The organism is Verrucosispora sp. WMMA2121 (assembly GCF_027460185.1).
GTDB classification, from domain to species: domain Bacteria; phylum Actinomycetota; class Actinomycetes; order Mycobacteriales; family Micromonosporaceae; genus Micromonospora; species Micromonospora palythoicola.
The window spans coordinates 3,776,842-3,800,150 of record NZ_JAPZBH010000006.1 but is presented as its reverse complement, the minus strand read 5'-3'; the positions used below and the strand labels follow the sequence as shown (position 1 = coordinate 3,800,150).

The 23,309-nt window shown below is 67.1% G+C and carries 16 protein-coding genes; 7 read left to right on the top strand and 9 right to left on the bottom strand.

Annotation, left to right across the window (positions count from 1 at the left end):
• Positions 1-30: 30 nt before the first annotated feature.
• Entirely contained in the window at positions 31-3,513 is a 3,483-nt protein-coding gene (locus tag O7605_RS26000; RefSeq protein WP_269741600.1) for an NB-ARC domain-containing protein, read from the top strand.
• Positions 3,514-3,525: 12 nt separating this feature from the next.
• Here O7605_RS26000 and O7605_RS25995 read toward each other — a convergent pair whose 3' ends face one another.
• Positions 3,526-4,179, bottom strand: coding sequence for a GTP cyclohydrolase I (locus O7605_RS25995; protein ID WP_269741599.1), 654 nt, complete (start codon positions 4,177-4,179; stop codon positions 3,526-3,528).
• A gap of 311 nt (positions 4,180-4,490) precedes the next feature.
• Between O7605_RS25995 and O7605_RS25990 the strand changes: the two genes are divergently transcribed.
• From O7605_RS25990 to O7605_RS25980, 3 genes are all read left to right on the top strand, one after another.
• Positions 4,491-5,012 carry an NUDIX domain-containing protein gene (locus O7605_RS25990; protein ID WP_269741598.1) on the top strand — a complete coding sequence of 174 codons (522 nt, stop codon included), beginning with the start codon at positions 4,491-4,493 and terminating at the stop codon, positions 5,010-5,012.
• Positions 5,013-5,177: 165 nt separating this feature from the next.
• Complete coding sequence (locus O7605_RS25985; RefSeq protein ID WP_443083905.1) at positions 5,178-6,497, top strand: IS701 family transposase; 1,320 nt, start codon at positions 5,178-5,180, stop codon at positions 6,495-6,497.
• A 525-nt stretch (positions 6,498-7,022) separates the two neighbouring features.
• The gene (locus tag O7605_RS25980; protein ID WP_269741597.1) at positions 7,023-7,163 is read left to right on the top strand and encodes a hypothetical protein; all 141 of its coding nucleotides are present in this window, start codon (positions 7,023-7,025) and stop codon (positions 7,161-7,163) included.
• Between the two features lie 104 nt (positions 7,164-7,267).
• Here the strand turns inward: O7605_RS25980 and O7605_RS25975 are convergent, their stop codons facing one another.
• From O7605_RS25975 to O7605_RS25965, 3 genes are all read right to left on the bottom strand, one after another.
• A complete protein-coding gene (locus tag O7605_RS25975; protein ID WP_269741596.1) occupies positions 7,268-8,119 on the bottom strand; it encodes a hypothetical protein in 852 nt (283 codons plus the stop codon).
• A gap of 462 nt (positions 8,120-8,581) precedes the next feature.
• Positions 8,582-8,971 (bottom strand): hypothetical protein, encoded by a 390-nt coding sequence (locus O7605_RS25970; RefSeq protein WP_269741595.1) that lies wholly within the window; start codon positions 8,969-8,971, stop codon positions 8,582-8,584.
• On the bottom strand, positions 8,968-9,468 hold the full coding sequence (locus O7605_RS25965; RefSeq protein WP_269741594.1) for a hypothetical protein: 501 nt from the start codon (positions 9,466-9,468) through the stop codon (positions 8,968-8,970). The genes O7605_RS25970 and O7605_RS25965 overlap by 4 nt, the downstream gene beginning before the upstream one ends.
• 515 nt (positions 9,469-9,983) lie before the next feature.
• On the opposite strand from O7605_RS25965, the gene O7605_RS25960 reads away from it, so the two are divergent.
• Both O7605_RS25960 and O7605_RS25955 read left to right on the top strand, forming a co-directional pair.
• A complete protein-coding gene (locus O7605_RS25960) occupies positions 9,984-10,865 on the top strand; it encodes a helix-turn-helix domain-containing protein (protein WP_269741593.1) in 882 nt (293 codons plus the stop codon).
• The gene (locus O7605_RS25955; protein ID WP_269741592.1) at positions 10,858-11,055 is read left to right on the top strand and encodes a DUF397 domain-containing protein; all 198 of its coding nucleotides are present in this window, start codon (positions 10,858-10,860) and stop codon (positions 11,053-11,055) included. Before O7605_RS25960 ends, O7605_RS25955 begins: the two co-directional genes overlap by 8 nt.
• Positions 11,056-11,118: 63 nt before the next feature.
• Here O7605_RS25955 and O7605_RS25950 read toward each other — a convergent pair whose 3' ends face one another.
• The 5 genes from O7605_RS25950 to O7605_RS25930 all read right to left on the bottom strand — a co-directional run bounded on the left by O7605_RS25950 (position 11,119) and on the right by O7605_RS25930 (position 22,585).
• A complete protein-coding gene (locus O7605_RS25950) occupies positions 11,119-11,562 on the bottom strand; it encodes a hypothetical protein (RefSeq protein WP_269741591.1) in 444 nt (147 codons plus the stop codon).
• Positions 11,563-11,599: 37 nt separating this feature from the next.
• Entirely contained in the window at positions 11,600-16,519 is a 4,920-nt protein-coding gene (locus O7605_RS25945) for a class I SAM-dependent DNA methyltransferase (RefSeq protein WP_269741590.1), read from the bottom strand.
• On the bottom strand, positions 16,516-19,314 hold the full coding sequence (locus O7605_RS25940; RefSeq protein ID WP_269741589.1) for a helicase-related protein: 2,799 nt from the start codon (positions 19,312-19,314) through the stop codon (positions 16,516-16,518). The genes O7605_RS25945 and O7605_RS25940 overlap by 4 nt, the downstream gene beginning before the upstream one ends.
• A gap of 12 nt (positions 19,315-19,326) precedes the next feature.
• Positions 19,327-20,382, bottom strand: a complete 1,056-nt coding sequence (locus tag O7605_RS25935; RefSeq protein ID WP_269741588.1) for a serine/threonine-protein kinase — start codon at positions 20,380-20,382, stop codon at positions 19,327-19,329.
• A 259-nt stretch (positions 20,383-20,641) separates the two neighbouring features.
• Positions 20,642-22,585, bottom strand: a complete 1,944-nt coding sequence (locus tag O7605_RS25930) for an N-6 DNA methylase (protein WP_269741587.1) — start codon at positions 22,583-22,585, stop codon at positions 20,642-20,644.
• Between the two features lie 98 nt (positions 22,586-22,683).
• Between O7605_RS25930 and O7605_RS25925 the strand changes: the two genes are divergently transcribed.
• Positions 22,684-23,226 carry a DUF4352 domain-containing protein gene (locus O7605_RS25925; protein ID WP_269741586.1) on the top strand — a complete coding sequence of 181 codons (543 nt, stop codon included), beginning with the start codon at positions 22,684-22,686 and terminating at the stop codon, positions 23,224-23,226.
• Positions 23,227-23,309 lie beyond the last annotated feature (83 nt).

Sequence of the window (23,309 nt, the reverse complement as noted above, 5' to 3'; positions counted from 1 at the left end):
CCCCTCGCAAGGTTGGGCCAGGATGGTCACATGAGGCGGGCCGAGAAGCGTCGGGCAGCGTCATGGATGTCCCGCCTGGGGACGACATTGGCAACAGTCGCGTTGACCGCGATTTGCCTTTTCTTACCCGTCTGGGCTCTCACGAAAGACGGCGACCTCAACGCGGTAGCCGGATGGGCGAACATCCTGGCTTTCCCCGCCACCTTCCTCGGCATGGTTCTTGTCATGCTAGATCAACGCCGAGCCGCCAAGGCTAAATCCAAGAAGGGCGTCGACCCGTCGGTTCGCCGGCCCTGGATGGCGCCGCCGCTCGATCGGATGGTCGATCGGCCGGACCTCGGTAGGGTGCTGCTCGATTTGCTCACGGCGCCGGTTTCATCGGAGGTCGGCCTGACGACCCAGATGCAGGGTGCCGGAGGTTTCGGCAAGACGCAGATGGCCACCTGGGCGAGCCACCAGCCGGAAGTCGCCGGCCGCTACCCGGGAGGGCTGCTCTGGGTGACCCTCGGCCAGGAGGTGCACGGCGCAGACCTGGCGGCTCGGATCAACGACCTAGTCTTCGTTCTTTCCGGACAACGACCCGCCGTCGGCGACCCCGATGCCGCCGGAGCCGAGATGGGGCGTGTGCTCGATGGACTTCCCCCGGTACTGCTGATCATCGACGACGTCTGGACAGAATCGCAGCTACGCCCGTTCCGCATCGGCGGTCAGGCGGCGACACGCCTGGTTACCACGCGAGTGGCAAGCCTTCTCGCCGACGATTCGCCGCGTCTCATCGTCGACATGATGTCCGCTGCGCAGGCGCAGGCACTTGTCGCGGACGGCTTGCCGCAGCTACCCAAGGCGCAGGTCGAGCGACTGGCGCGGCTCGCCGGATACTGGCCGGTTCTCCTCAACCTCATCAACGGCGTGCTTCGTCAACGCGTCAACTACGGCCAGCGGCCGGAGGATGCCGGGCGAACGGTCATCGCCGAACTCGTCGCGGAGGGACCCGGCGCCTTCGATCCCACCGAGCCGTCGGAACGGAACCAGGCGGTGGCGGCGACGGTGGGTGCGAGCCTCAAGGTGCTCGCCGCCAACGACCGGCAGCGATATCTCGAACTGGGCGTCTTCCCGGAGGACGTCGACATTCCCCAATCGGTTTTGGAGAAGTTGTGGCAGGGCACACGAGTGGCGCGGCTCTGCGAGAGCCTGGTCCGCCTGGGGCTGCTGGCCGACTATCGGCTGGACGCCCCCGGGCCACGGGTGCTGCTTCACGACGTAATGCGGGCCTATCTTCGCAGCCAGCGGAGCACGGACGATTGGTCGCGTGTGCACGGTCGGCTGGTCGACGCCGTCGCGGCGAGGCTGCCGGCCGGCGACCATGGTCCCGAGTGGTGGAAGCTGCCGGATGCAGACATCTATCTGTGGCAGTACCTCCCCTACCATCTGCATTACGCAGGACGAGCGTCTGCGCTCGCGGCCCTGGTGTGCGACCTCAGGTGGGTGGAGAACAAGACGCGGAGATTCTCTTCCGTCATCCCGGCCGAAGCCGACCTGGGCCTTGCGGACACCGACGTGAGCGTCGTGCTTCGAAAGCAGCTCGCCAACGCCGCTGCCCTTCTCGGGCCGATCGATCCGCCGGCCGCTCTCGGAGCAACCCTGGCCAGCCGGTTGCACGGGATCGCCGAACTACAGCCGCTGCTCGATCGGTACGTCTCGACGTTGGACCTCCCTCGGCTGGTGCCGGCGTGGCCCCTGCCCGACCGACCCGAGTGGCTAGCTGGCCAGCCGGGTCACACAGGCGGTGTGACCTCATGCGCCTTCTCCCCGGACGGTGGCCTGCTCGCCACCGGCAGCGATGACTCGACGGTGCGGATATGGCGGGTTTCCGACGGAAGCGGGACGCATGTCCTGTCGGGGCACGTCGGCGGAGTTTGGGCCTGCTCCTTCCATCCCGACGGGACCCTTCTGGCAACCTCAAGCACCGACCGGACGGTACGGCTCTGGGATCCGACGACCGGTGAGCTGCTCGACATCCTCTACGGCCACACTGACTGGGTACGCAGTTGCACGTTTTCGCCGGACGGCAGGTTGCTCGCCACGGCGGGCGCGGACGGGACTGCCAGGTTGTGGCGCAAGGACGACCGCCGCCTGATCACCACGTTCACTGGGCACACCGCCGAGGTGCGCAGTTGCGCCTTTTCGGTGGACGGCACACTGCTCGCCACCGCCAGCAACGACGGCACGGTCCGCGTGTGGCAGGTGTCGTCCGGAACAACGATTGTGGTCCTACCGCACCAGGAGGGCAGCGTCTGGGACTGCGCTTTCTCGCCTGGTGGCGATCTCTTGATTACCGCCACATCCGGACTGGTGAAACTCTGGCGGACCGCCGACTGGTCGCCGGCAGGCACGCTTCAGGGCCAAGGCGACGAAATTGACAGCTGTGCGTTCTCTCCCGACGGCCGGCATGTCGCCGGGACCAGCTATGGCATCGTCCAACTGTGGCGACTGGACGAAGGCCGACTGCCGACAATCTTCGCGGAGCACACCGGTGCCGTCTGGGGCTGTGCGTTCTCTCCGGACGGCACCTTGCTGGCGACAGCGAGCAACGACCAGACCGCGCGCATCTGGCACGTGGGCGAAGCCGCCACAAAACAGGTCATCGCCGCTGGCGCCAGCAAGGTCAACAGTTGCGCCTTCTCCCCGGACGGTAGCCACATCATGACGACCGACTACCGGGGCACGGTGGTCCTCCGAGACGCCGTCACCGGGGAGCCCGGCCGAGCCCTGATGGGCCATGCCAGTCGGGTCATCAGCTGCGCATTCTCGCCCGATGGCATGGTCCTCGCGACGACCAGCAAGGCCGAAACCATCCTATGGGACGCGAAGGATGGCCGGCGTCGCGCCGTCCTCCGCGGGCATACCGACTGGGTACGCAGTTGCGCCTTCTCCCCCGACGGGATCTGGCTCGCCACGGCCAGCGCAGACCGAACAGTGCGGATCTGGGCCGTCGCGGACGGGAGTGAGCACGCCTCCTTCAGTGACGCCAGCGGCTTTCGCAGCTGTGCATACTCCCCTGACGGTTCGTTGCTCGTCGCCGGTACCGCGCGCGGCGCCGTCAGGCTCTGGCGGGTGTGGGAGGGGTTCGCGCCGGAGACCTTGAGCAGGCATACCGAAGGTGTGCACAGCTGCGCCTTCTCGCCGGATGGAAACCTGCTGGTGACGGTGAGCGGAGACCGAACGGTGCGGATTTGGCGGGTGGCGGACCGCAACGAGATGCGGTCTTTGAGTGGGCACACCAGTTGGGCCGACCGGTGTGCCTTTGCGCCGAACGGGAGGCTCCTCGCGACGGTCAGCAACGACCAGACGCTGCGGATCTGGGACGTGAGTTCCGGTGCGTGTGAGTGCGCGATACGGGTTGGTGGTCCACTCGCCTGGGTCTCCTGGCATCCAGAGGGTGACCAGCTCTGTACGGTGGGCGGTGCTGGCACCTACCTGTTCGACTATGTGCGTCAGCCGTCGAGGCCCTGAGCCCCGTCCAGGTCAGGCTCCGTCGGACCACGACGCAAACCCGTGCTGATAGAACTCGCGGCGTACGGATTCGTCGTTCCGGAGGACGCCCCACAACGCCGTGACCGTCGGGAAGTCGGTTTCCGATCCACCGCGTGAAAGAACGCAGAAATGCTTGCCGCGCAGGAGGACGCCCACCCCTTTGGGTGCCACCTTGGTGCGGAACTCCTCGACGAACTCATCGCACAGTCGCTCGTCCATCGTGTATCTGCATGCGAAGTGTCGGAACATCTTGACCATTTTTGAATATCCGATGATCGAGCGGTCCGGCACGTAGCCGATAGTGGCCTTCAGCCATGACGGGGCATAGTGATGCTCGCAGGAACTGTACGCCGTGACCTTGATCGTGATGAGACCGACGTGGCTGCCGGGGGCCCTCTCATACAGCCGGACATCGTCGGGGTCATACGCTTCGCGTGGCGTCGAAAGCGCCGCCTCCTGCCAGCGGGCGAATCGGTCAGCCGACCTCTCCAGGGCCTCCGGAGAATCCTCGCCAAACGCTTCTGCGATCAGCTTCTGCGCCGCTAGGAGTTTCGACCTGTCCACGCCCGTCCGCGAGTGTTCCATGAGTAACTCCAAGACAAGTTGGGTTGTGTACTCCGAACAGAAGTCGCTCGACTCAAGCAATTCCACATGTTGGATCTCCGACGAGAACTGTCGATGACCTTAGCAGGGTGGTGTGCCCGCCGGTTTGCGATAAGTCATCATTTTCAACCACCAGCGAAGCCGGAACTTTCGACCGATTCCATCAAAACCACGCTGTCTGGGCGGCTTGATCCGGCCCGGCGGCCAACACAAGAGGGCCGCATCCGGCGGCCGATCTTGTTAGCACGATGAACCTGTCGCCGCACCCGTTAATGAGATTAATTCATAGCTCGACCACCATCCCTCTGCCCGCTATAGTGATGCCGAATTGCGACAGCGAGGAGAGGTCGGGCATGGCGAACACGGCGAGACACACGGTGATCCTGCGGACGCTCATCTTCGTCCTGCGCGGCGACGAGGTGTTACTCATTCGCTACCAGAGCGGCGACGGCGACACGGCTGGCGAGAAGAGCGAGCGCGTCGGTATCCACAACGGAATCGGCGGCCACGTGGAAGCGGGCGAAGACATCCTGGCGAGCGCGACCCGAGAGGCGATGGAGGAGGCCGGCGTCAAACTGGAAGCACCCCGGATTGCCGGCGTCATGCACATCGACGGGTTCGCTGGAAAACAGATTCTGAACTTCGTGGTGGTCGCCTCGACGCACGATGAGCCCATTTCAGAATGCGACGAGGGGGCACTAGATTGGGTGAACATCGACCACTTGGACAAACTTCACACCTTCTCCGACCTGAAACCACTTCTCCGACACTCCCTTGCGAGTGAGTCGATCTTCACGGGCACCGCCAGGTTCGACGGGTTCAACCTGCTGGAGATGCGAATCGACGGACGGCCGGTTGCCCTCGACGGAGACTGATACCCCTCTTCAGCGCAAGGGCCCGCAGCGGAGAGGAAGTGCGCGTCGAGCCGGAGGGGCTAGTACGGCAGCCGCCGTTTGAGATGTCGCTGGTGGGGCCGGGTAGACGAGGTGCGGCCACCGCGTGATCGTCTGTCTGCTGTGGACATAACTTCAGATCTGGCGGTGGCCGCGTGCCACAGCGTAAACCCTGCCCGGTGGCGGCGGGTTCTGGCCGGGGTGTGTGATGCGTTCGCGGGTCGGTTCGGGCGGGTCGAGCCGCGGCGGGCTGCGGCGGCGTTCGTGACCGGGCTGCTGGCGGATATCGAGGTCAAGACGTGCTGGCAGTTGGCGGAGCAGGCCGGGCATGCCCGGCCGGACGCGATGCAGAGGTTGTTGTATCGGGCGGTGTGGGATGCCGACGCCGTCCGCGACGATCTGCGTGACGTGGTCGTGGCCCGGTTCGGTGACTCGGACGCGGTGCTGGTCGTTGACGAGACCGGGGATCTGAAGAAGGGCACGCATACGGTTGGGGTGCAACGCCAGTACACCGGCACCGCCGGCCGGATCGAGAACGCGCAGGTAGGGGTGTTCTGTGGCTACGCCAGCCGGCATGGGCACACACTGATCGACCGCCGGGTCTACCTGCCGGTGTCGTGGACCGATGACCGGGACAGATGCCAGGCCGCCGGAGTTCCCGACGAGGTCGTCTTCGCCACGAAGTCCGAGCTGGCCGCCGACATGATCACCGCTGCCCTCGACGCCGGCGTCCCCGCTGGGTGGGCGGCTGCGGACGAGGCCTACGGCAACAGCAGTGTCTTCCGTGCTCGCCTGCGTGAACACCACCTGGGCTACGTCCTGGCCGTGTCCCGCAGCCACCTGGTCCCTCTCGACGGCGGGAAGACTCGGGTGCGGGCTGACCGGGTCGCCGCCGGCCTGCCGGCCTCGGCGTGGCAGCGCCGCAGCGCTGGCGCCGGATCCAAGGGCCCGCGTTTCTACGACTGGGCCTGGCTCGACGACGTCTGCACCGACGCCGACCCCGACGACGGCGGCCACCACAGCCTCCTGATCCGCCGCAACACCACCACCGGTGAACTGGCCTTCTACCGCTGCTGGACACCCAGACCGGCCACCCTCGCCCAGCTCGTGAGGGTCGCCGGCATCCGCTGGACGGTCGAGGAAAGCTTCCAAGCCGCCAAGGGCCAGGTCGGCCTCGACCAACACCAAGTCCGCCGCTGGGACTCCTGGCACCGCTTCACCACCCTCGCCCTGGCCGCCCTCGCCGTCTTGGCGATCTGCGCCGCCGAAGCCGACGATGATTCCACCGACACCGGTCTGATCAAGCTGACCGTCAACGAGACCCGCCGGCTGATCAACACCCTCGTACTCCGCCCGATCCGCGACCTCGCCCACCGTCTGCGCTGGTCAGACTGGCGCCGCCGCCATCAAGCCCGAGCCCGCCAAGCCCACTACACCCGACGCCTCAACCTCGAACTCCAGCCATGATCCCGAACGGCGGCTGCCGTACTAGCAAATGCAGGCGGCGCACGCATTCAGACCAAAGCTCGCCGGGGTGCAGAGCCTCGCCGAAGCGCACGCCCAGGCGATCTCCGCCGCCGCCCCGATAACTCGCTCGCCATTGGACTGCCATCAAGGTGGATGCCATGGTGAGGCACCCGCTCGGCTGACCGTCGCGGCGGGTTCCTTGGCGGTAGCGATCGTCCTGGTCCCCGCCGGCTGTGTGAGCGACACTCCCGCCGACAGGCAGCCGACCGGAGGCGCCGCTAGCGTGAGCCCAGCACCGGTTTGGACCGACCGGGAACCGACCGCCAAACGGTTCTCGCACCTCGGCGACTTCGCAGAGGCGCATTGGCAGGCGTCAACGGCCGGCATGGACAACCGCGGGTGCCCGGTCCGACGACACCCGCATCGAGGCCCTTGTCGTGCTGCGGCCCGACGCCCTGGTAGCGACCGTCAAACAGTACAACTGGAGCCCGCACCAGCCTGCTGGGACGAACCGCTGACGCCGAGTTGCCACCGTTCCTGCGCGCCGACGGCACCTGGCAGGTCAGCGGGCAGTACGCCGAGGACGTACGGAGCACCCACTACAACGGCCTTGTCTACCCCGACACCACCAGCGGCACGGTCTACCTCCGGCTCATCGACAGCTGACTACGGGTGTCAGGTGCCGCCGACGCCCCCAGCGTGAAATGCGACTGCCACCAAGGCGATCCAGAGACCCGTGCACTCGGAGACCGACCCTGCCCCCTGCCCAGTCAGTGATTGAGGAGTTCGACCTGGATCGCGCCGCCGATGACCCCAGCGGGACAGATCGCCACCAGGGCTGTCGTCACGGCGAAGAGGATCCTCGGCCCACGGCCCAAGCTCGGGTTGAGGCGGTATACCGCCGTAGCCATGAGCAGCAGTCCGGGCAACATTATCTGCACGGAACGTGCGCCGTTGGCGGAACTGGTCGCCACGACCATGAGTATGAACGCGATCGCGAGCAGCAACAGGTCGCGGGGACGGGGCGGTGCGACCTTGAGGTCCGTAACCTTGATCTTGAGGGCGCTGGCGACATCGCCGCAATCTCGTGCCGCCACGACGGCTGTCGTCACCGCCGCCATCTCCTCGAGCGTCATCTCGCCCGCAGCGACCTGCGAATCCAGCATCGCCAGGATGTGCTGCTTGTCTCGTTCAGTGATTGCCTTCCGAGCAAGCCCCGCAGCGCGCCTGGCATCTTCGAGAACTACGGGCGCGCCCACATTGCTATCAAAGTAAGACATATGCCGCGCTCTCACGAACACGACATCATCCGCTCGGAGCGACACCCGCTCCGAGACAATCCAGGTGGGTCCGATCCCGGACCCGTTGAGCGGCTGGAGAATTATGCGCGAGTAGCCGCTCTCAACGGTGACCCCCTTCACCGCATAAGGATTCCAGCGAAGGTCACGCAGGCGGCCCGGGTTCTGCGCGAGCCTGAAGTCGTGACGGCTTGGCATCTGGCGGCCACCCACCAAGGTCACGTGCGCGGTGCCGTTGTCGGTGCACGGGTGCTTGGGCCATGGCGGTCCCAGTTGATCAAAGAAGACACGGCTGCCGTGCTGGTTCGCGTAGAAGTAGACCAATGCGCCGCAGGCGGGGCAACGGGCATTAGGGCTAATCCATCCCACCGGTCTGCTGGGCACCGCACGGTTGGAGACCAGCGAAGTCGATCTCGTATAAATATGACGACGTGGTGCGGAGAACCTCGAAGACGAACGTGTCACCTTGTGGGTGTTCACCCAGTGCAGAGAGCCGTTCGAACTCTTTCGCCAATGCCCCCGACGTCGGTACGTAGTCACCCGCTCACCGCCACCGCGTTTTCATCGGGCGAGCATAGCCGGAGACATGGGGTCATCAACCTGGCTGATCGGTTGGCGGCGATAAGCCGACCATCTCGTGACTCGGACCAATACCCTCTCCTCCGTCGGACTGACGTCCACAACATCCGATGGGAATGGTTGGACGGCCGTGGCCGAGGCGCCGCCACGGGGATCGGGCGCTGCTTTCGGTGAGAGCGGATGCGTTCGGCGAGACCGCGTCGGGTCTCACAGACTGGCACGCGCCCGTAACGCTGCCACCCTGACCAACACCGGCCGGAACGGGCCGTCCTGGTCGTCCGGTCCGATCTCGACGCCTTCGAGCCACACCCACTCGCCCTCGTACCATTCGCTGATGTCCGGCCGGATCCGGACGATCCGCAGCCGGATCGGTCCAGTGGCGTACCGATGGTCGGACTCAGCGAGCCGGACCACGTCCCCCGCAGCGACGGACACGCGCGGGACGACCGGCACGCGGGCTGTCGTCGGCATCGCCTGAGCGGGACCGCGTGGACACCCCGGGGGCTGCGGCCGGAAATTGGCGGCCAGGGCCGCCTGGCGGGCCCGCAGGATCAGCCGGTTGCGAATCTGCGCGGGCGACAGATCGAAGGCGTTCATCGCAGGTACGACCGGAGGCAGCGCATGAGGATCTCGTCGGCCCAGGCCGCCCGGGGGCAGGTGCCGTCCGCGCGACACTCCGGGCACCTGGGGGTAGGCGGATCCTCCATGGGACTGCGCCAGTGCAGGTCAGCCACACGGTTCGCCTGTTCGAGCTGGGCGGCGGTGGCGAGGAGATCGTCCGGCGGCGCGGCCTCGACCGGCTCACCGTCGGACGGCGCCACACGGGCCGGCGTCACGAACCGTCCCCGATTCCCGCCGGCACGACCCGGGTCGTAGCGGCTCGCACGCTGGTTTCGGCCCGACGCCGACCGTTCCTCGGGCAGTTCGTAGACGAGCGCGCCGTCGCAGCGCGAGGTTTCTCGCAGCTCCGGTACGACATGCTCGACCACCAATCGCCGGAACCGCCCCGGCACGTCCCCGTCCGGTACCGCCTGCCCGGTCAGATCCAGCGCGACCTTCCCGGGCCGCAGGAACCACTTCCATCGCCTGCCCATGTCCCGCTACGCCTCCCTTGCCGGCTCGATGTCCTGTCCCGACTCCCCGCGTGGATCGTTCTGCCTGTCGCGCACATCCGGCGGGCCGAGGAGGTGGACCAGCGCCCCCGCGCCAGGAAACGCGGCGGCCGGTTCGGGGGAAGACCCGGCCGCCGCGCTGCGGCCATCAAATGACAGTACGCAGGCGAAACGCAACGTCTGACAGCGCAATTCCGCGCGATTTCGCTGACTTTCTTTACCGCAATCCGCCGATGTTGCACAGATAGATCGCAGAGTGTTGCAGGGCCACCAGCCAACCCGTCTCTGTCCACCGACCACCGGCCCACGCTCCGATACGCCAATGGCCACGCATGGGAATTGCGTGATGATGACTGCTGTCAGGGGTGTCTTGTATGGTCAGAGACGTAATGACTCTCGTGCGGGCGGTGCTGGGAGTAATCGATTATCCGGCAACCGTTCCACGTTTCACCGATGGCGTCCGGATGTAACAAAACGCAACACGAGAGGGGTGGCCGATGGCCGACGACATGGGCTCGACAGTCCCCAGGCGACAGCTCGGGCGGGCACTACGCGACCTGCGCACCGAGGCACGCATGACCCTCGACGGCGCGGCCGAGGCCATGCAGTGCAGCCGGCAGAAGATGTGGCGCATCGAGACCGGCCTCGGCCCCACCCGCGCCGTCGACGTCAAGGCCCTCTGCGACCTGTACGCCGCCACCCCCGAGCTGACCGCCGCCCTCACCGCCCTGGCCCACGAAACCAAGGCCAAAGGCTGGTGGCACTCCTACGGCGACGCCATCCCAGACTGGTTCGAGCTGTACGTCGGCCTCGAATCCGCCGCCTCCCGCCTCCGCGAACACGACGACACCCTGATACCAGGTCTACTTCAGACCCCGGCTTATACGCGCGGCGTCTACCAGAACCGCCCCAACATGCCGCCAAACGAGTTGGAAGAGGTTCTGGAGGTCCGCAGCCGACGGCAAGAGATCGTTGTTCGCCGCCTCCCGAAGGCGCCAAAGCTGGAATGGATCCTGTCGGAGGCGGTACTGCTTCGATGCGTTGGCGGCCCCACAGTCATGTCCGAGCAACTTGACCGTCTGCTTGAACGCACCACTCTTCCCAACGTGTCGATCCGCGTTCTTCCGCTGTCAGCCGGGGCTCACTACGGCGCTCTGGCCGGGGCCTTCGTTATGCTCGACTTCCCGCTTGGCAACCGGGTCGTGCCTGATCCATCCGTCGTCTACAGCGAGTCGGTGACCGGGGCGCTCTACCTTGACAGGCCAGAAGAATTCGCGGTCTACGAGAAGGTCTGGGCGAGCCTCGTCGACCTCTCCCTTGATGAGCAACAATCAAGAAGGATGATCGGCAAGATCAAGGAAGAGGTCCACCATGGCTGACGATCTGCTCGGCGCACAGTGGCGCAAGAGCACCCGCAGCGGCGACAACAACGGGAACTGCGTGGAGGTCGCCGACAACCTGCCCGGCTTCGTCGCGGTGCGCGACAGCAAGAACCCGGCCGGGCCTGCCCTCACTTTCTCCCCCACCTCCTGGACCCGCTTCGTCCGGTCCACCAAGACATCGCACTGAGCCGTACAGCAGACGGGAGCGCAGCCGGCGGATGCGCCGGAAGCGCTCCCGATGCACGACCGGTCAGGCAGTCGTGTCCCCACCGGCAGGCTGGATCTCCTGGTCGAACAGCGACCACCGGTTCCGCCACGTCTCCACGTTAGATGGATAGATCGCCGTATGTCGGCTGTCCGGGTTACGCGGTCGGACTCCGCCAACACTCGCCATGAATCCCTCGTGCCGCGCACGCACCCCGGCCCGCAGATCATTGCCGGGCACGACGTAGAAGTCCCGACGACCGTCGGTCACATCCACGAGGACATAGAGGTCGACCGACATCGCGGTCATCTTGTCGATGTCCGCGATCATCCAGCCACCCTGCGCTGCCACCTGCACGGCAGCCGTCCTATCGTTGATCTTCACGAAGGTCTGCGCGCCATGCAGACCAGCCGAATATCCCTGCAACAACGCCTCGGCCACCACAAGGTGCCGCCCAGCCTGGTGCTTCTGATGATTGTTCGGAGCCAACCTGGTCTCCTTCGGAGCGAGAAGGGGTACGCGCAGGCTACGACGGCTGCCAACCCCCATCGATCGCATCCTGAAGCTGCTTGCTGAACACAGCATGCGCCTGTCGGTACTCGTTCTCCCGATCCGCCTTGAAGAACGGCGCACTGTATCCCTCCGGCACCGGACACCTCACCGGGCTCTCAAGATGAGACATCAACTGCCCGAAAGCAGTTTTCGCTTGGCGCACACCCTGGGCATGAAATTCGCGAGCAATCCTGCGTCCCTCAGAGTCAAACCACATGTCGCTTTCATAGCTGTTCAACACAGCATAGCGTGACCGGTAAATCGCAATAAGACCCTCGACGTCAATCCCCAGCCAGACTGCGATCAAAGCATCCAGTTCGACGGAAGCCGCTCGCCGAGCACGCTCAGTTCGCAGAGGCGAAGTGTGCTGCCAGGTGGGCGCGAGCCCTTCATCCAACGAAGTCAAGCCTCGCCAATCCACCGCCCATTCGCAATCTGCAAGCAATCGATCATCAAACACCTCCTTCCATAGCGCACTGTATGCCTCGGTCACGCAGTTCAGCCGCAGCGCCCTAACCAACACGGGCGCTGCAAGAGGATGATCGGGTTCACCCGTCGGCATGATGCTTGCATCGCTCGCTCTAAGGTGTGACCGGCCACTTACTCGTAGGAGGTAATCCAACGGTAAGCTGGCCCAGAACCCCGCAGAAAGCACCAATTGCAGTTTTTCAACGCTCATCGAATTGACGGCATCCACATGTGCGGGGCCTGGCGGAATGATCGCCGCATAGAGACTGCGTTCGTTCGTTGGGGGTATCATGACTCGCCATGCAAGGCGATAAAACTCGGTATAGGGACGACCCTGCCACACGTCCTGAGCTGCTGCGTAGCGAGCATGGCCACATGCGCGGCGATAGTTGGTGCGGGGGACCGATTCAGCGCTTGCCTCCGTTAGGTCCCAGCTCTCGTAGTCCTTATTGCTGCGGCAGGGAATATTGGGGTGCTTGGCGAGAGGAGTCGCAATACCGAAGTGCGGCCCTTGAAGCACTACTTCGGACCAATCGCCCGGGTCGAAAGTTTCCCATTTGATAAGTCCAGACTTCTTGGCACCTTTTTCGTGGTAGCCACTGCTGATCAAAGGGTCGTCCGCACTTAACCGTCGCCGCACCTGCGTCAGGGCGCCGATCGCAGCTTCTTCGGCAATAGTGACAGGGTAGAGCAACTTTGTCTGCTCAACCACAGAGCTGACGTCACCCGACAACTGCCGCCAACCTTCGAGCACGGACCGATCCACTCGCACCAAGCGGTTCGCATGCGGCCTCATGTCCCAGTCGCCAGCGAACTTCAGGCCCGGCAGATCACCCTTTCCATCGTGACTAAACGATGCCGTGAGCGTCGAGGGATCGTAGAGCCATGCGGCCTGCTGAAAGGATATTTGCCGCTCGAATCCATATACATGAATCCCAAACTCGACGTGATTGTCAATCTCGTTAAACAGGAACTGTTTGCGCTGATTTACGAAGTGAGCATGAAAGCGCATTCGACGATAGCAAGCTTCCCGCAACACGCCTTCCTTTGTGCCTGTGAAATGAGTATCGGGGTGCAAGAGGCCACTGATTCCCCGCCGATCGGCATTCATCCACGATCGGATTGCGAAAGCGCGATATAGATTTGGTTGGGTTCCCACAAGAGCTGGATAGGTAGTGCTGGAGCCAAAGAACGCGGTCGCGCTAGCAATCTTTGCCTTCTCACGCAGGTAGTAGTTTGCGTGGCGAGCGCGGCCCAAAGTGGCGGACCTTCGTTCGAGCCACACCTCAACTGCTTGACCCTCGGCTAGCTTGAACCATGGCTCGCGCTCGGCGAGGACCACGTCTTCCATCCACGTCGGACGTACCCAGGGCGGGTTGCCGACCTGAAGGTCGAAGCCACCCGTCCCGAAAGCCTGGGCGAACGTTAGTTCCCAGTGGAAGAAGCCCTGCTGGTCGGCGATCCGCTCGGCGGCGAGCAGCCACGGGAAGCGGTCGGCGAGCATCCACGGCGAGTCTACGCCGATCACCCCGTCGAGCTTCTGCTCGAAGTCGCTCATCTCGGCGAGGCTGTCTAGCTTGCGGCCGTAGAAGCGTTCGGTGTTCTCGTCGGCGTCGGTGCGGCCGATCAGCGCCTCCGCGAACGTCAGCCAGTCGTCCAGGTTGGTCGGGGGGACCTGCTCGCGGAGCTGTTCCGCCACGGTGGTCCGGCGGGTGCCGGTCGCCTTGGTGGGCAACTTCGTCTGCTGAGGCAGCACGTTGCCGAGGAGGTCCGCGACCTCGTAGACCACCGGTGCGTCATACGCCGGCTCGTCCTTGACGTGGGCGACCTGGACGGGGGCTGCCGGGTAGGCGGGGTCGGAGCCGTCGAGGAGGCCGACCTTGTCCAGGGGCCAGAACCAGAGGGCGCACCACACGTCCATCAGGGTCTTGAGCCGCCAATAGGGGGTGCCGGGCGCGGTCAGGTCGGCGAGGATTCTCTCCCGGGGCACCGCCTCGGTGACCGGCGGCAGGTCGTCGGCTCCCCAGACGGCGATGTCGCGGCGGATCTCCGCCTCCGAGATAGCGAGGCGCTGCTGCACCAGCCCCCACAGGAACTCGACCCGACCGGCGAGCGCCTGCAAGCGTTTGACCTGCGAGTTCTTGCCCTTGGCGGAGGGGGTGCGCTTCATCGCCGTACGCCATGCCTTCAACCGGGCGGTTTCGGCCGGGGCCAGTTCGCGGGCCTCCTTCTCCCCCGCTACCGCGCCCCAGCCGTCGGCGGGGAGCAGGAAGTGGTGGATGCTGCCCTCGTCGATCGGGCCGTCCCGGAACGGCTTCTCGGCCGGGGCGGTGGTCAGCCACGACTTGTCCGCAAGCTGCTTCGGCTCGTAGGTCTTGCGTCCGCAGCCGATGAGGGAGTTGCCGCGTTGCAGGTGCAGGCCGAACCAGGGGGCTTGCAGGCCGGCGTGCATGACGTTGAGCCAGAGGGAGACCTCGGCCAGCTCGACGGCGGTGCGGTTGAGGTCGACGCCGTAGCTGTTGTGCAGGGCGATGTACGCCTTCACCCGCTGGAGTTCCAGGTGATACTGCTCCGGGTCGAGGGCGGTGTCGAGTTCCTTCTGGCGGCGGCGCAGGTATTCGGCGGCGACCTGGTTGATGGCCTCGTTGAGGAACGCGCCGGAGCCCAGCGCCGGCTCGCAGATCGTCCAGTCCAGCAGTTCGCGGGCGGGCGTGACGGTGTCGTCCTGGTCGAGGCGGTACTTGAGGGCGAGTTGGACGGTCACCTCGGTCAACGACTGCGGGGTGTAGTAGGAGGCGCTGGTCTGCCGGTCCCGGCCGGCGAGCCGGTAGACGAACGCGCCCGGGGCGTAGCTGACCCGGCTGCGCACCCCGGTGTACGGGTCCTCCTTGTAGACGAAGACGGTGTCGTCGTACTCGTCGGCCTTGGAGGCGGGGATCATCCAAGAGCCGTCCTTCGGGTCGCCGTTCTTGGCGACCTCGTAGAGCTGCTCGGTGGCGACGAAACCGGTGTACGACATCAGGCCCTCGTAGACCGCGCCGAGCTGGTTGATGCCGAGTTGGGCGTACGAGATGAAGCCGCCCCGGCGGCGCTTGCCGCCCTTGGTGAGCATCAGCCGGCGCAGCACCTGGTAGAGGACCTTGTTGCGCAGCCGGGTGTCGATGGTCGGCGCATCGGGGTCGTCCGGGTCGTCGCTGTCGGGCCTGGGGATGAGCCGGCCGATGAGTTTGGTCTTCTCCGGCAGGAACAGGTCCGAGCGCATCGGCTCGAAGCGCAGGCCCTCGCCCTCGCTTGTCTTCTCGGCGACCTCGGCGCCGCCGCGTGGGCGGTGGCCCTCGTTGACCATGCGGAACAGCAGGTCCAGCGACTCGTGCAGGTGGAGGCCGCCCTCGGCGGAGGGGGCGAGCCGGCGGGAGACCAGGTCGCCGATGCGGGCCAGGCTGTAGCCCTCGACGTACTGCGGGTCGTTGACCGGCAGCACGCCCAGCTCGGGTCGGGACTCGGCGTAGAGCAGGAAGAGGATCCGGTAGAGGTAGCGCAGGGCCTCGCGGCTGAGTTCCTTGGCCAGTTCGTCGAGGTCCATCACCTGGTGCGGCTGGTAGCCGGCCTGGCGGATGCGGTCGAGGACCTCGTTGGCGATCAGCTCGACGGAGACCTTCAGCCCCTCGCGCAGTTCGCTGGAGACGCCGACGGCGTGCTGGCGGGAGCCGGCGACCAGGTCGGCGAGGGGTTCGGTGCCGCCCTCGGCGGGTGGGCGCAGCGAGTCCGCGCCGAAGAGGGCGGCGACGACGTCGTACTCCTTGTCGTCGTTGCGGGCGTAGAGGGTGTCCAGGCTGACGGCCAGGTAGCGGCCCTCACCCCAGGCGGCCCGGTCGGCGAGGGTGACCACGCCGCCGCTGAGGATCAGCACGTACCGGGGTGGTTGTTCGGTGGCGAAGAGCCAGGAGGCGAGCTTCGCGCCGGTGGTGATGGTCTCGTTGCCGGGCAGGGTGACCGGGTCGAGCAGCCGGCCGGCGCCGTCCGGGTCCTGGGCGGCCTCGGTGTCGACGGCCCAGCCGCAGTCCAGCGCGACGATGCCGTGTGCGGTGCCCAGTTCGGCGTGGGCGACGGCGATTTCGTGGTCGTGGCCGGCGCGTTCGACGGTGATGGTCTGCGGCTGCGGATCGAGCCCGAGTGCCGTCAGGATCTCCTGGTGCAGCTTGCGCAGCCGCTCCGGGTCGAAGAACTCGTCGTCGGCCAGCTCGGCCTTCGCGTCGAAGTAGAGGCGGCGCATGCCCCGCAGGCCGGTGCGCGGGGTCTGGTCGCCGGCCTTCTCCCGCTCGGCCCACTGCTTGGCCAGGCCACCCTTGACGGTGGTGGGCAGGATCTCGGCGAGATAGTGCGCGGAGAGGTACTCGCCGCGGTTGGTCAGCGACTCGAAACTCATGCGGCACGCTCCGGGGACGGGACGAGGACGGCGAGGATGCGCAGCAGCGGATCGCCGTCGGTTTCCAGGCGGTCGAGCAGGTCGTGCTGCTCGGCGACGGTGGCGGTGACCCGCTGGCGGCGCCTCTCCCGGTGTACGCCGGGCAGGTCGTCGAGCAGGCTGGCCTGCTCGAAGTGGGTCAGCTGGTCGCGGTAGCGCTTCAGCGGCTCGGCGTTGGCCGCGTCCCACTCGGCACGTTTGCTCTCCAGATGCTGGCGGGCCACCTCGACGGCCTGCGGTAGGAGCTGCCTCAGCGGTTCGACGTCGACAGCTTCGGCGCGGTTGACCATGTGAGGGCCGACGCCGGCCGCGCGCAGCGCCTCGTCCATCGGGTCGATGGTCGGCTCGTCGGGCAGGCCGGAGACGGCCATCCACTGCACGACGGTGGGCTGGCCGAGGCGGTTGGCGTAGACGCCCTGCACCAGGAAGACCGGCGCGGTGACGTCGGCGGTGAGCACCGGTGCCTGCTGGCGGCCCAGCCGGATGAGCACCTTGTCGACCAGCCAGTCCACCATCGGGTGCACGTCGCTGAGGAAGGCGATCTCCGGCCACATCGGGGTGCGGCTCTGCCGGGCCTGGTCGAGCTTGCGTTGGGCGAGCCGCCGGTCGAAGGTGACCTTGAGTCGCAGCTCCTCGCCCTCCTGGTGGGCTCTCAGGTAGGAGCGGGGCAGGTCGGTGAGCCGGTGCACCAGGTCGTCGGGGGCGAGGAAGGTCAGCAGCTCCTCCTCCCGGCGCAGGTCGATGCGGTCCTCCGGCCGGTCGTCGTAGATCTCACTGAGCGCGGCGTCGACGAAGTCGCGGGTGGAGTCGAACAGTTTCGGCACCCGGGCCTGCGCGACGTCGACGGCGACGGGAGCGGTGCCGACCTCGCCGAACAGGTCGGCCATCACGTCGATCTCGGCGTGCGCGGCCTCGTACGACTCGTCGACGGTCTTGCCGTTGAGCAGGTCGCGGACCAGCCGGTCCTCCTCGGCCTTCGCGTCGTAGAGGCCGGTGGCGGCCTCGACGCTGCCGAGGCTGCGGTGGGCGTTCTCCTCCCGGTGGAGCAGCTTCTCGGACACCGTCCGGTCGTCCTTGGCGTCCTCCCGGTCGGCGGTGAGGATCAGTGCCCGGAACTGCGGCCGGTGGCGCTGCCCGTACCTGTCGATGCGGCCGTTGCGCTGCTCGATGCGGATCAGGCTCCACGGGATGTCGTAGTGGATCAGGTGGTGGCACTGCTGGTGCAGGTTGACGCCCTCGGAGGCGACGTCGCCGGTGAACAGCAGCCGCACCTCGCTGCCAGCCAGCTCGAACTCATGGAGGATGCGCTGCTCGTCTTTGTCGGCGATGCCGCCGTGAAGCACCCGGACGGCGTTCGGCTTGAGGCCGAGCAAGGCGGGGACAGTTTCGGCGAGCCACTTGATGGTGGGCACCCGCTCGGAGAAGACCACCGCGCGGGTGTCGCTGCCCTTGCCGACGCCGATCCTCTTCAGCTCGTCGACGAGGTTGGTGAGCTTGCTGGAGTCGCGGTCGGTCATCGCCGAGGTCAGCTCCGCGAGCCGGTCCAGCGCCGTCCGCTCGGTGCCGGTGGCCTTCTTGCGCCGGTTGGTCAACGTGTCGTGCAGCGCCCGGTGCGACGACAGGAACGACTTCAACAAGGTGTACGGGAATAGCCGGTGCTGGCCGGTGATTGCCTCGTCGCTCCACTTGCCGGCCAGCCACACGTCGGTCAACTCGTCGAAGATCTGCTCCTCGGCGGGGGTCGCCGGGCAGTGGACGGCCTGGGATGGGCCACGGTCGGCCCAGCGGTCGCCCATCTGGTCGCGTACCTCTGGGCTGATCTTCGTGCGGCGCAGGTAGAGGTGGGCGATGTCCTCGGCCCGGTAGTCCTTCGGGTTGGCGATCGCGGCCGGGTCGAGCAGGGAGATCAGCTGGGCGAAGGACTCCTTGTCGCCGTTGTGCGGGGTGGCGCTGGCCAGCAGCAGCGCGTCGGTCTTCGCGGCGAGCCGGCGGGCCAACTCGTTGCGCTGGCTGCCCTTGTTGATGAGATTGTGTGACTCGTCGATGACCACCGCGTCCCACACGGTGGCGTCGAGGTGGTGGCCGAACTGGCCGGCGTCCTTGAGGGTGTCGACGGAGATGATGGCCCGCTTGAAGTAGGTGAACGGGTTCCGTCCGGCGGGAATCTCCTGCTGGATACGCTGGATGCCGGTCGAGTCGAGGCGTACCAGCGGGATGGCGAAGCGGGTCCAGAGTTCCCGCTGGAACTGTTCGAGGACCTGCTGCGGCGAGACCACCAGGATGCGGTCGCCCCGACCCCGGCGGATCAGCTCGGCGAGGATCAACCCGACCTCCAGGGTCTTGCCGAGCCCGACCACGTCGGCGAGCAGGATCCGGGGGCGCAGGCCCGACAGGGCCAGCTCGACCGGGCGCTGTTGGTAGGTCAGCGGGTCGAGCAGGAACCGGTCGGCCAGCGCCAGGCCGCGCTCGGTGCGGGGCAGCGGCGTACGCCGGAACACCGCCTCCAGGAACAGCCGGCTCTGCCGAAACCGGGAGGAGTTGTCCCGGACCAGCACCGTGTCCTCGGGACGCATCGCCTGGACGTGTTCCAGGCCGGTGAAGAAGGTCGCCTCGACGTCCTGCACGAACTCGGAGACGCCGACAGCCTTGATCATGGTGCCGTCGGCGGTGCCGGTCTTGACGCTGCGCACCAGCCATTCCTCGTCCCGGACGACGATGCGGGAACCCGGGGCGAAGGCGTCCTGGGTGGGGGTCATCGGTGGGCCTTCCTACAGGGTGGAGCGGCGGGCGTACTGGCGGCGCAGCTTGTCGACCAGCCACTGCACGTCGGCCTGCACCGTGATGGGTGGTTCGGGCTCGCCGGTCGTGGTGGCCGGTTTGGCGTCCTCGGCGGTCGGCTCTGCTGTCGCTGCGGCCTCCGGGTCCTGCCGGGGGTCGTCCAGTTCGGGTGGTACCAGCAGCTCGGTGTCGCTCACGTAGGTGAGGGCGGCGACCTGCCGGCGTACCTCCACCACGCCCCCAGCGGTGGTGGCGACGGCGAGCAGCCGGCGGCGCACCGTGTCGAGGCTGGGCCGGGCGGTCGGGTCGTGGGCGAGCATCGCGCCCAGCAGCGGCGCCAGTTCGTCGGGTACGCCGCTGAGGTCGGGCAGATCACTCGGCTCGGTGATGCGCAACAGCAGGTTCCAGGAGTTGCTCTGCGGGTAGAGGGTGTGCCCGGTCAGTGCGAAAACCAGCGTCGCCGCGAGCCCGTAGACGTCCACGGCGGTGGTGAGGTCCCGTTCACCGCGTACCTGCTCCGGCGACATGTAGGCGGGGGTGCCCACCAGTGCGCCCGGTTCGGTGAGGTAGTCGTGGCGGTCGGCGAGGACGGCGAGGCCGAAGTCGATGAGCTTGGGGCCGTCGGGGCCGAGGATGATGTTCTGCGGTTTCAGGTCACGGTGCAGGATGCCGACCTGGTGCACGTTGGCCAGGCCCTCGGCCAGCATCGCGCCCACCATGGCCCCGTGCGGCGTCGACAGCGGTCCCCGGGCGTCGACATGCTGGCGGAGGGTGGCGCCGGGCACGTACTCGGTCGCCAACCAGGCCGGATCGCCGAACGGATCCGCGTTTTCCAGTCGCGCCACCCGGGAGCCGTAGACGAGCTTCAGGCTCTCCACCTCGGCGGCGAACCGCTCCTGCATCGTTGGCGCATCAAGCAACTGCTTCTTGATGACCTTGAGGGCGACCCGTTCCGCCGTGGGCGACACCGCGAACCACACCTCACCCATGCCACCGGACCCGAGCGGCTTGACCAGTTGATAGCCGCCGATGTTGCCCAGAGCCACAGGTCCTCCTCATGATGCCCCCGCAACGCCCCATCGTCTCCCGCCGCTTCCGGTCGATGCCGGGGACGGGACGCATGACCGTACAACGAGCGGTGACCTGTGAGCCAACAGCCGATCCGCCCGTTTCTCCTGGCCAGTCACCGCGCCGGGGCCATGACCGGGCAGCACACGAGCCGATGCGGTCGAGCTTGCACCCCCCAGCTGGGCGTGCTTCGGCAGGTCAGAATCGCGGTCGATCCCTGACGACCCGCCCCACACTTCAGTCAGATAGCCGACGGCCAAGTGCTCCGTCGGACCGGATCGTTCCGCGGGCGAGGCCGTCGGCGGTGAGCTGGACCAGTTCCGCGCCCAGCGAGGTCGCCTGCCGGATCGCCGACTCGAAGGCGTCGAGCCGGCGGAATGCCTCGCCGGTGGCCCGCTGCGCGTCGAGTGGCAGCCGGCGCACCTGGGCCCGCCGGATGTCGAAGCGCAGCGTGCCGGAGAGGCTCGACGCCTGCTTCTCGTTCGCCGAGGTGCGCAGCTGCCCGGCGAGGAACCACGGGTCCAGCACCGCCGGGTTGGGTCGCAGCAGGTAGAGGTTGCGCCCCAGCAGGGCGCCCGATGTCGTCACCACCCGGGCGGTGAGCTGCCGGGCGATCATCGGCACCACCACGTCCCCCACGTCGAGAGGTATCTCCTGGCCCAGCCGGCCGTCATCGGTACCGGACGGGGCGGAGCCGTCGAGCACGTCCGGCACGGTCAGCACCGGCGGCCCGCCGGCTGCCGGCTCGCCGTCCTTGACCGGCACGGCGTCGGTCGACGCGGCGCGGATCGGGCCAAGGAGCTGCACCGCGCCCGAGCGGACCAGCTCCGCCACAGTCAGGAAGTCTGCCTCCGGCTCGTCGGGGACGGGCGTGACCTGCGGCAGCAGCGCCGGCAGGTCACCGACGACGGCGGCGAGGCGTTCTCTGGTGCGTACCAGCTGTTCTCCGGTGGCCTCGTCCGCGACGGCGGGTTGCCGGCGCGCGGGGGTGAGGTCGACCTCCTCGTCCAGCAGTTCGATCACCGGTACCGCGTGGGCGAAACCAGCCTCCTCGATGTCGGTGTCGGCGCTGAACGCCTGCCAGGCGGCGAGGATGCGTGGGCCGGTCTCGGCCAGCTCGCCGCCGGCCGCGTCGACAAGCAGCGTCCGCGCCGGTGGCGGCGCGTCGATCGCGGGTCGCCGCAGCACCCACAGATGCAGCGGTACGCCGTGCGGCGCGGCCGCTCCGGCCGGGAGCGCGACGACGGCCCGCAGGACGCCGCGGCGCAGCAGTTCGGCGCGGATGCGCCGGCCGGCACGGCGGCCGGCCACTGTCGGTGGCATCAGCAGCACGGCGTGCCCACCGGCCCGTAGATGCGCAAGGGCATGCTGAACCCAGGCCAGTTCCGGTTCGGTACGCGGGGTGGTGCCGACGATCCACCGGGGATCGTGACCGAGTTCCTGGTCGCCCCAGTTGGTGGCGCCGAACGGCGGGTGGCAGACCACGGCGTCGAAGGTGTGGCCGGCGAACGCGTCGGCGCGCATCGAGTCGCCGACGCTCACCTCGCCGGGCACCTCCCGCAGTGCCAGCCACAGCCCGGCGAGCCGGGCCAGATCCTCGTCGAGTTCCTGCCCGTACGCGCTGGTGCAGTCGGCTCGGACGGCGGCGCGCAGCAGGGCGCCGGTGCCGGCGGCCGGGTCGAGGACGGAGCCGCCGCCGACGCTGGCCAGTCCGACCATCAGGTCCGCGAGGTTGTCGGGGGTGGCGAAGGGGCGCCCGGGGCCGGGTGCGCTGAAGCGTTGCCACAGCTCGTCGAAGGCCCTCTGCGGTCCGAGTTCGTCGGCCAGCGCGTCGATGTCGGGGATCAGGGGTGTCAGGCGTGCATCCGCTGGGCGGCGGGGTCGCTGGCCGCGTTGCAGGGCCAGCAGCCGGGTGCCGACGGCGGCGAGGGCGGCGGCCGGGGATTCGCCGGCCGGGGCGAGACGCCGCCAGAGCCGGTCGCTGGTCGTCGTCTCGGTCAGCTTGCCCTGGGCACGTAGCCACTGTTCGACCTGGATCAGGTCGAACTCGGGACTGCTCGCCGTCCCGCCGACCGGGGCGGGGAAGTCGGCGTGTCGTTTGCGCCAGTTGCTGACCGCAGCGCGGCCGACCCCGGCGAGTCGGGCGATCTCCGCTGCCGTGATGGTCGCGTTTGCCTGCACGTTCGGAGTGTGTCACACCTGTCAAGCATCATGTCCGTTGACACAGTTCACAGATGATGCTGTGATTGACGCCGCCAAGCAACAGCGGGAGGACAATCATGCGCAAGACCACGACGATCGCTCTGCTCGCCACCGCCCTCATCGGGCTGGGCTGCGGTGCCGGTGCCACGGACGACGCCGGCACCACGGCCAACGCGGGTAGCTCGGACAACGACAGCACCGCCACCGGCGAGGAGAAGACGACGGCGAAGATCGGCGACCCGGCTCGTGACGGCAAGTTCGAGTTCACCGTCAAGTCCAGCAAGTGCGGGGTGCGCAAGGTCGGCAGCGACCTGCTCGGCGCGACCGCGCAGGGCCAGTTCTGCCTGATCACCGTCAAGGTCAAGAACATCGGCAAGGAAGCGCAGATGTTCGACGGCAGCAGCCAGAAGGCGTACGCGGCCGACGGCACCGAGTACTCCGCCGACGGCACGGCCGGCCTCTACGCCAACGAGAACGCCGAGACGTTCCTCAACGACATCAACCCCGGCAACCAGGTCACCGGCGTCGTCGTCTTCGACATCCCCAAGAAGGTGAAGCTCACCAAGCTCGAACTGCACGACTCGCCGTTCTCCGGCGGCGTCGAGGTCTCCCTCGGCTGAGCCCTACGCGTCGAGGGCGGGCGCCGCGAAGCCCGCCCTCGACCTTCACCACCCCGCACGGACCGCCCACCCGAATCTCTACG

Coding starts and splice junctions, on each gene's coding strand:
- O7605_RS26000 (WP_269741600.1), top strand. CDS start 31: ATGAGGCGGGCCGAGAAGCGTCGGGCAGCGTCATGGATGTCCCGCCTG.
- O7605_RS25990 (WP_269741598.1), top strand. CDS start 4,491: ATGGCGAACACGGCGAGACACACGGTGATCCTGCGGACGCTCATCTTC.
- O7605_RS25970 (WP_269741595.1), bottom strand. CDS start 8,971: ATGAACGCCTTCGATCTGTCGCCCGCGCAGATTCGCAACCGGCTGATC.
- O7605_RS25965 (WP_269741594.1), bottom strand. CDS start 9,468: ATGGGCAGGCGATGGAAGTGGTTCCTGCGGCCCGGGAAGGTCGCGCTG.
- O7605_RS25960 (WP_269741593.1), top strand. CDS start 9,984: ATGGCCGACGACATGGGCTCGACAGTCCCCAGGCGACAGCTCGGGCGG.
- O7605_RS25955 (WP_269741592.1), top strand. CDS start 10,858: ATGGCTGACGATCTGCTCGGCGCACAGTGGCGCAAGAGCACCCGCAGC.
- O7605_RS25945 (WP_269741590.1), bottom strand. CDS start 16,519: ATGAGTTTCGAGTCGCTGACCAACCGCGGCGAGTACCTCTCCGCGCAC.
- O7605_RS25940 (WP_269741589.1), bottom strand. CDS start 19,314: ATGACCCCCACCCAGGACGCCTTCGCCCCGGGTTCCCGCATCGTCGTC.
- O7605_RS25925 (WP_269741586.1), top strand. CDS start 22,684: ATGCGCAAGACCACGACGATCGCTCTGCTCGCCACCGCCCTCATCGGG.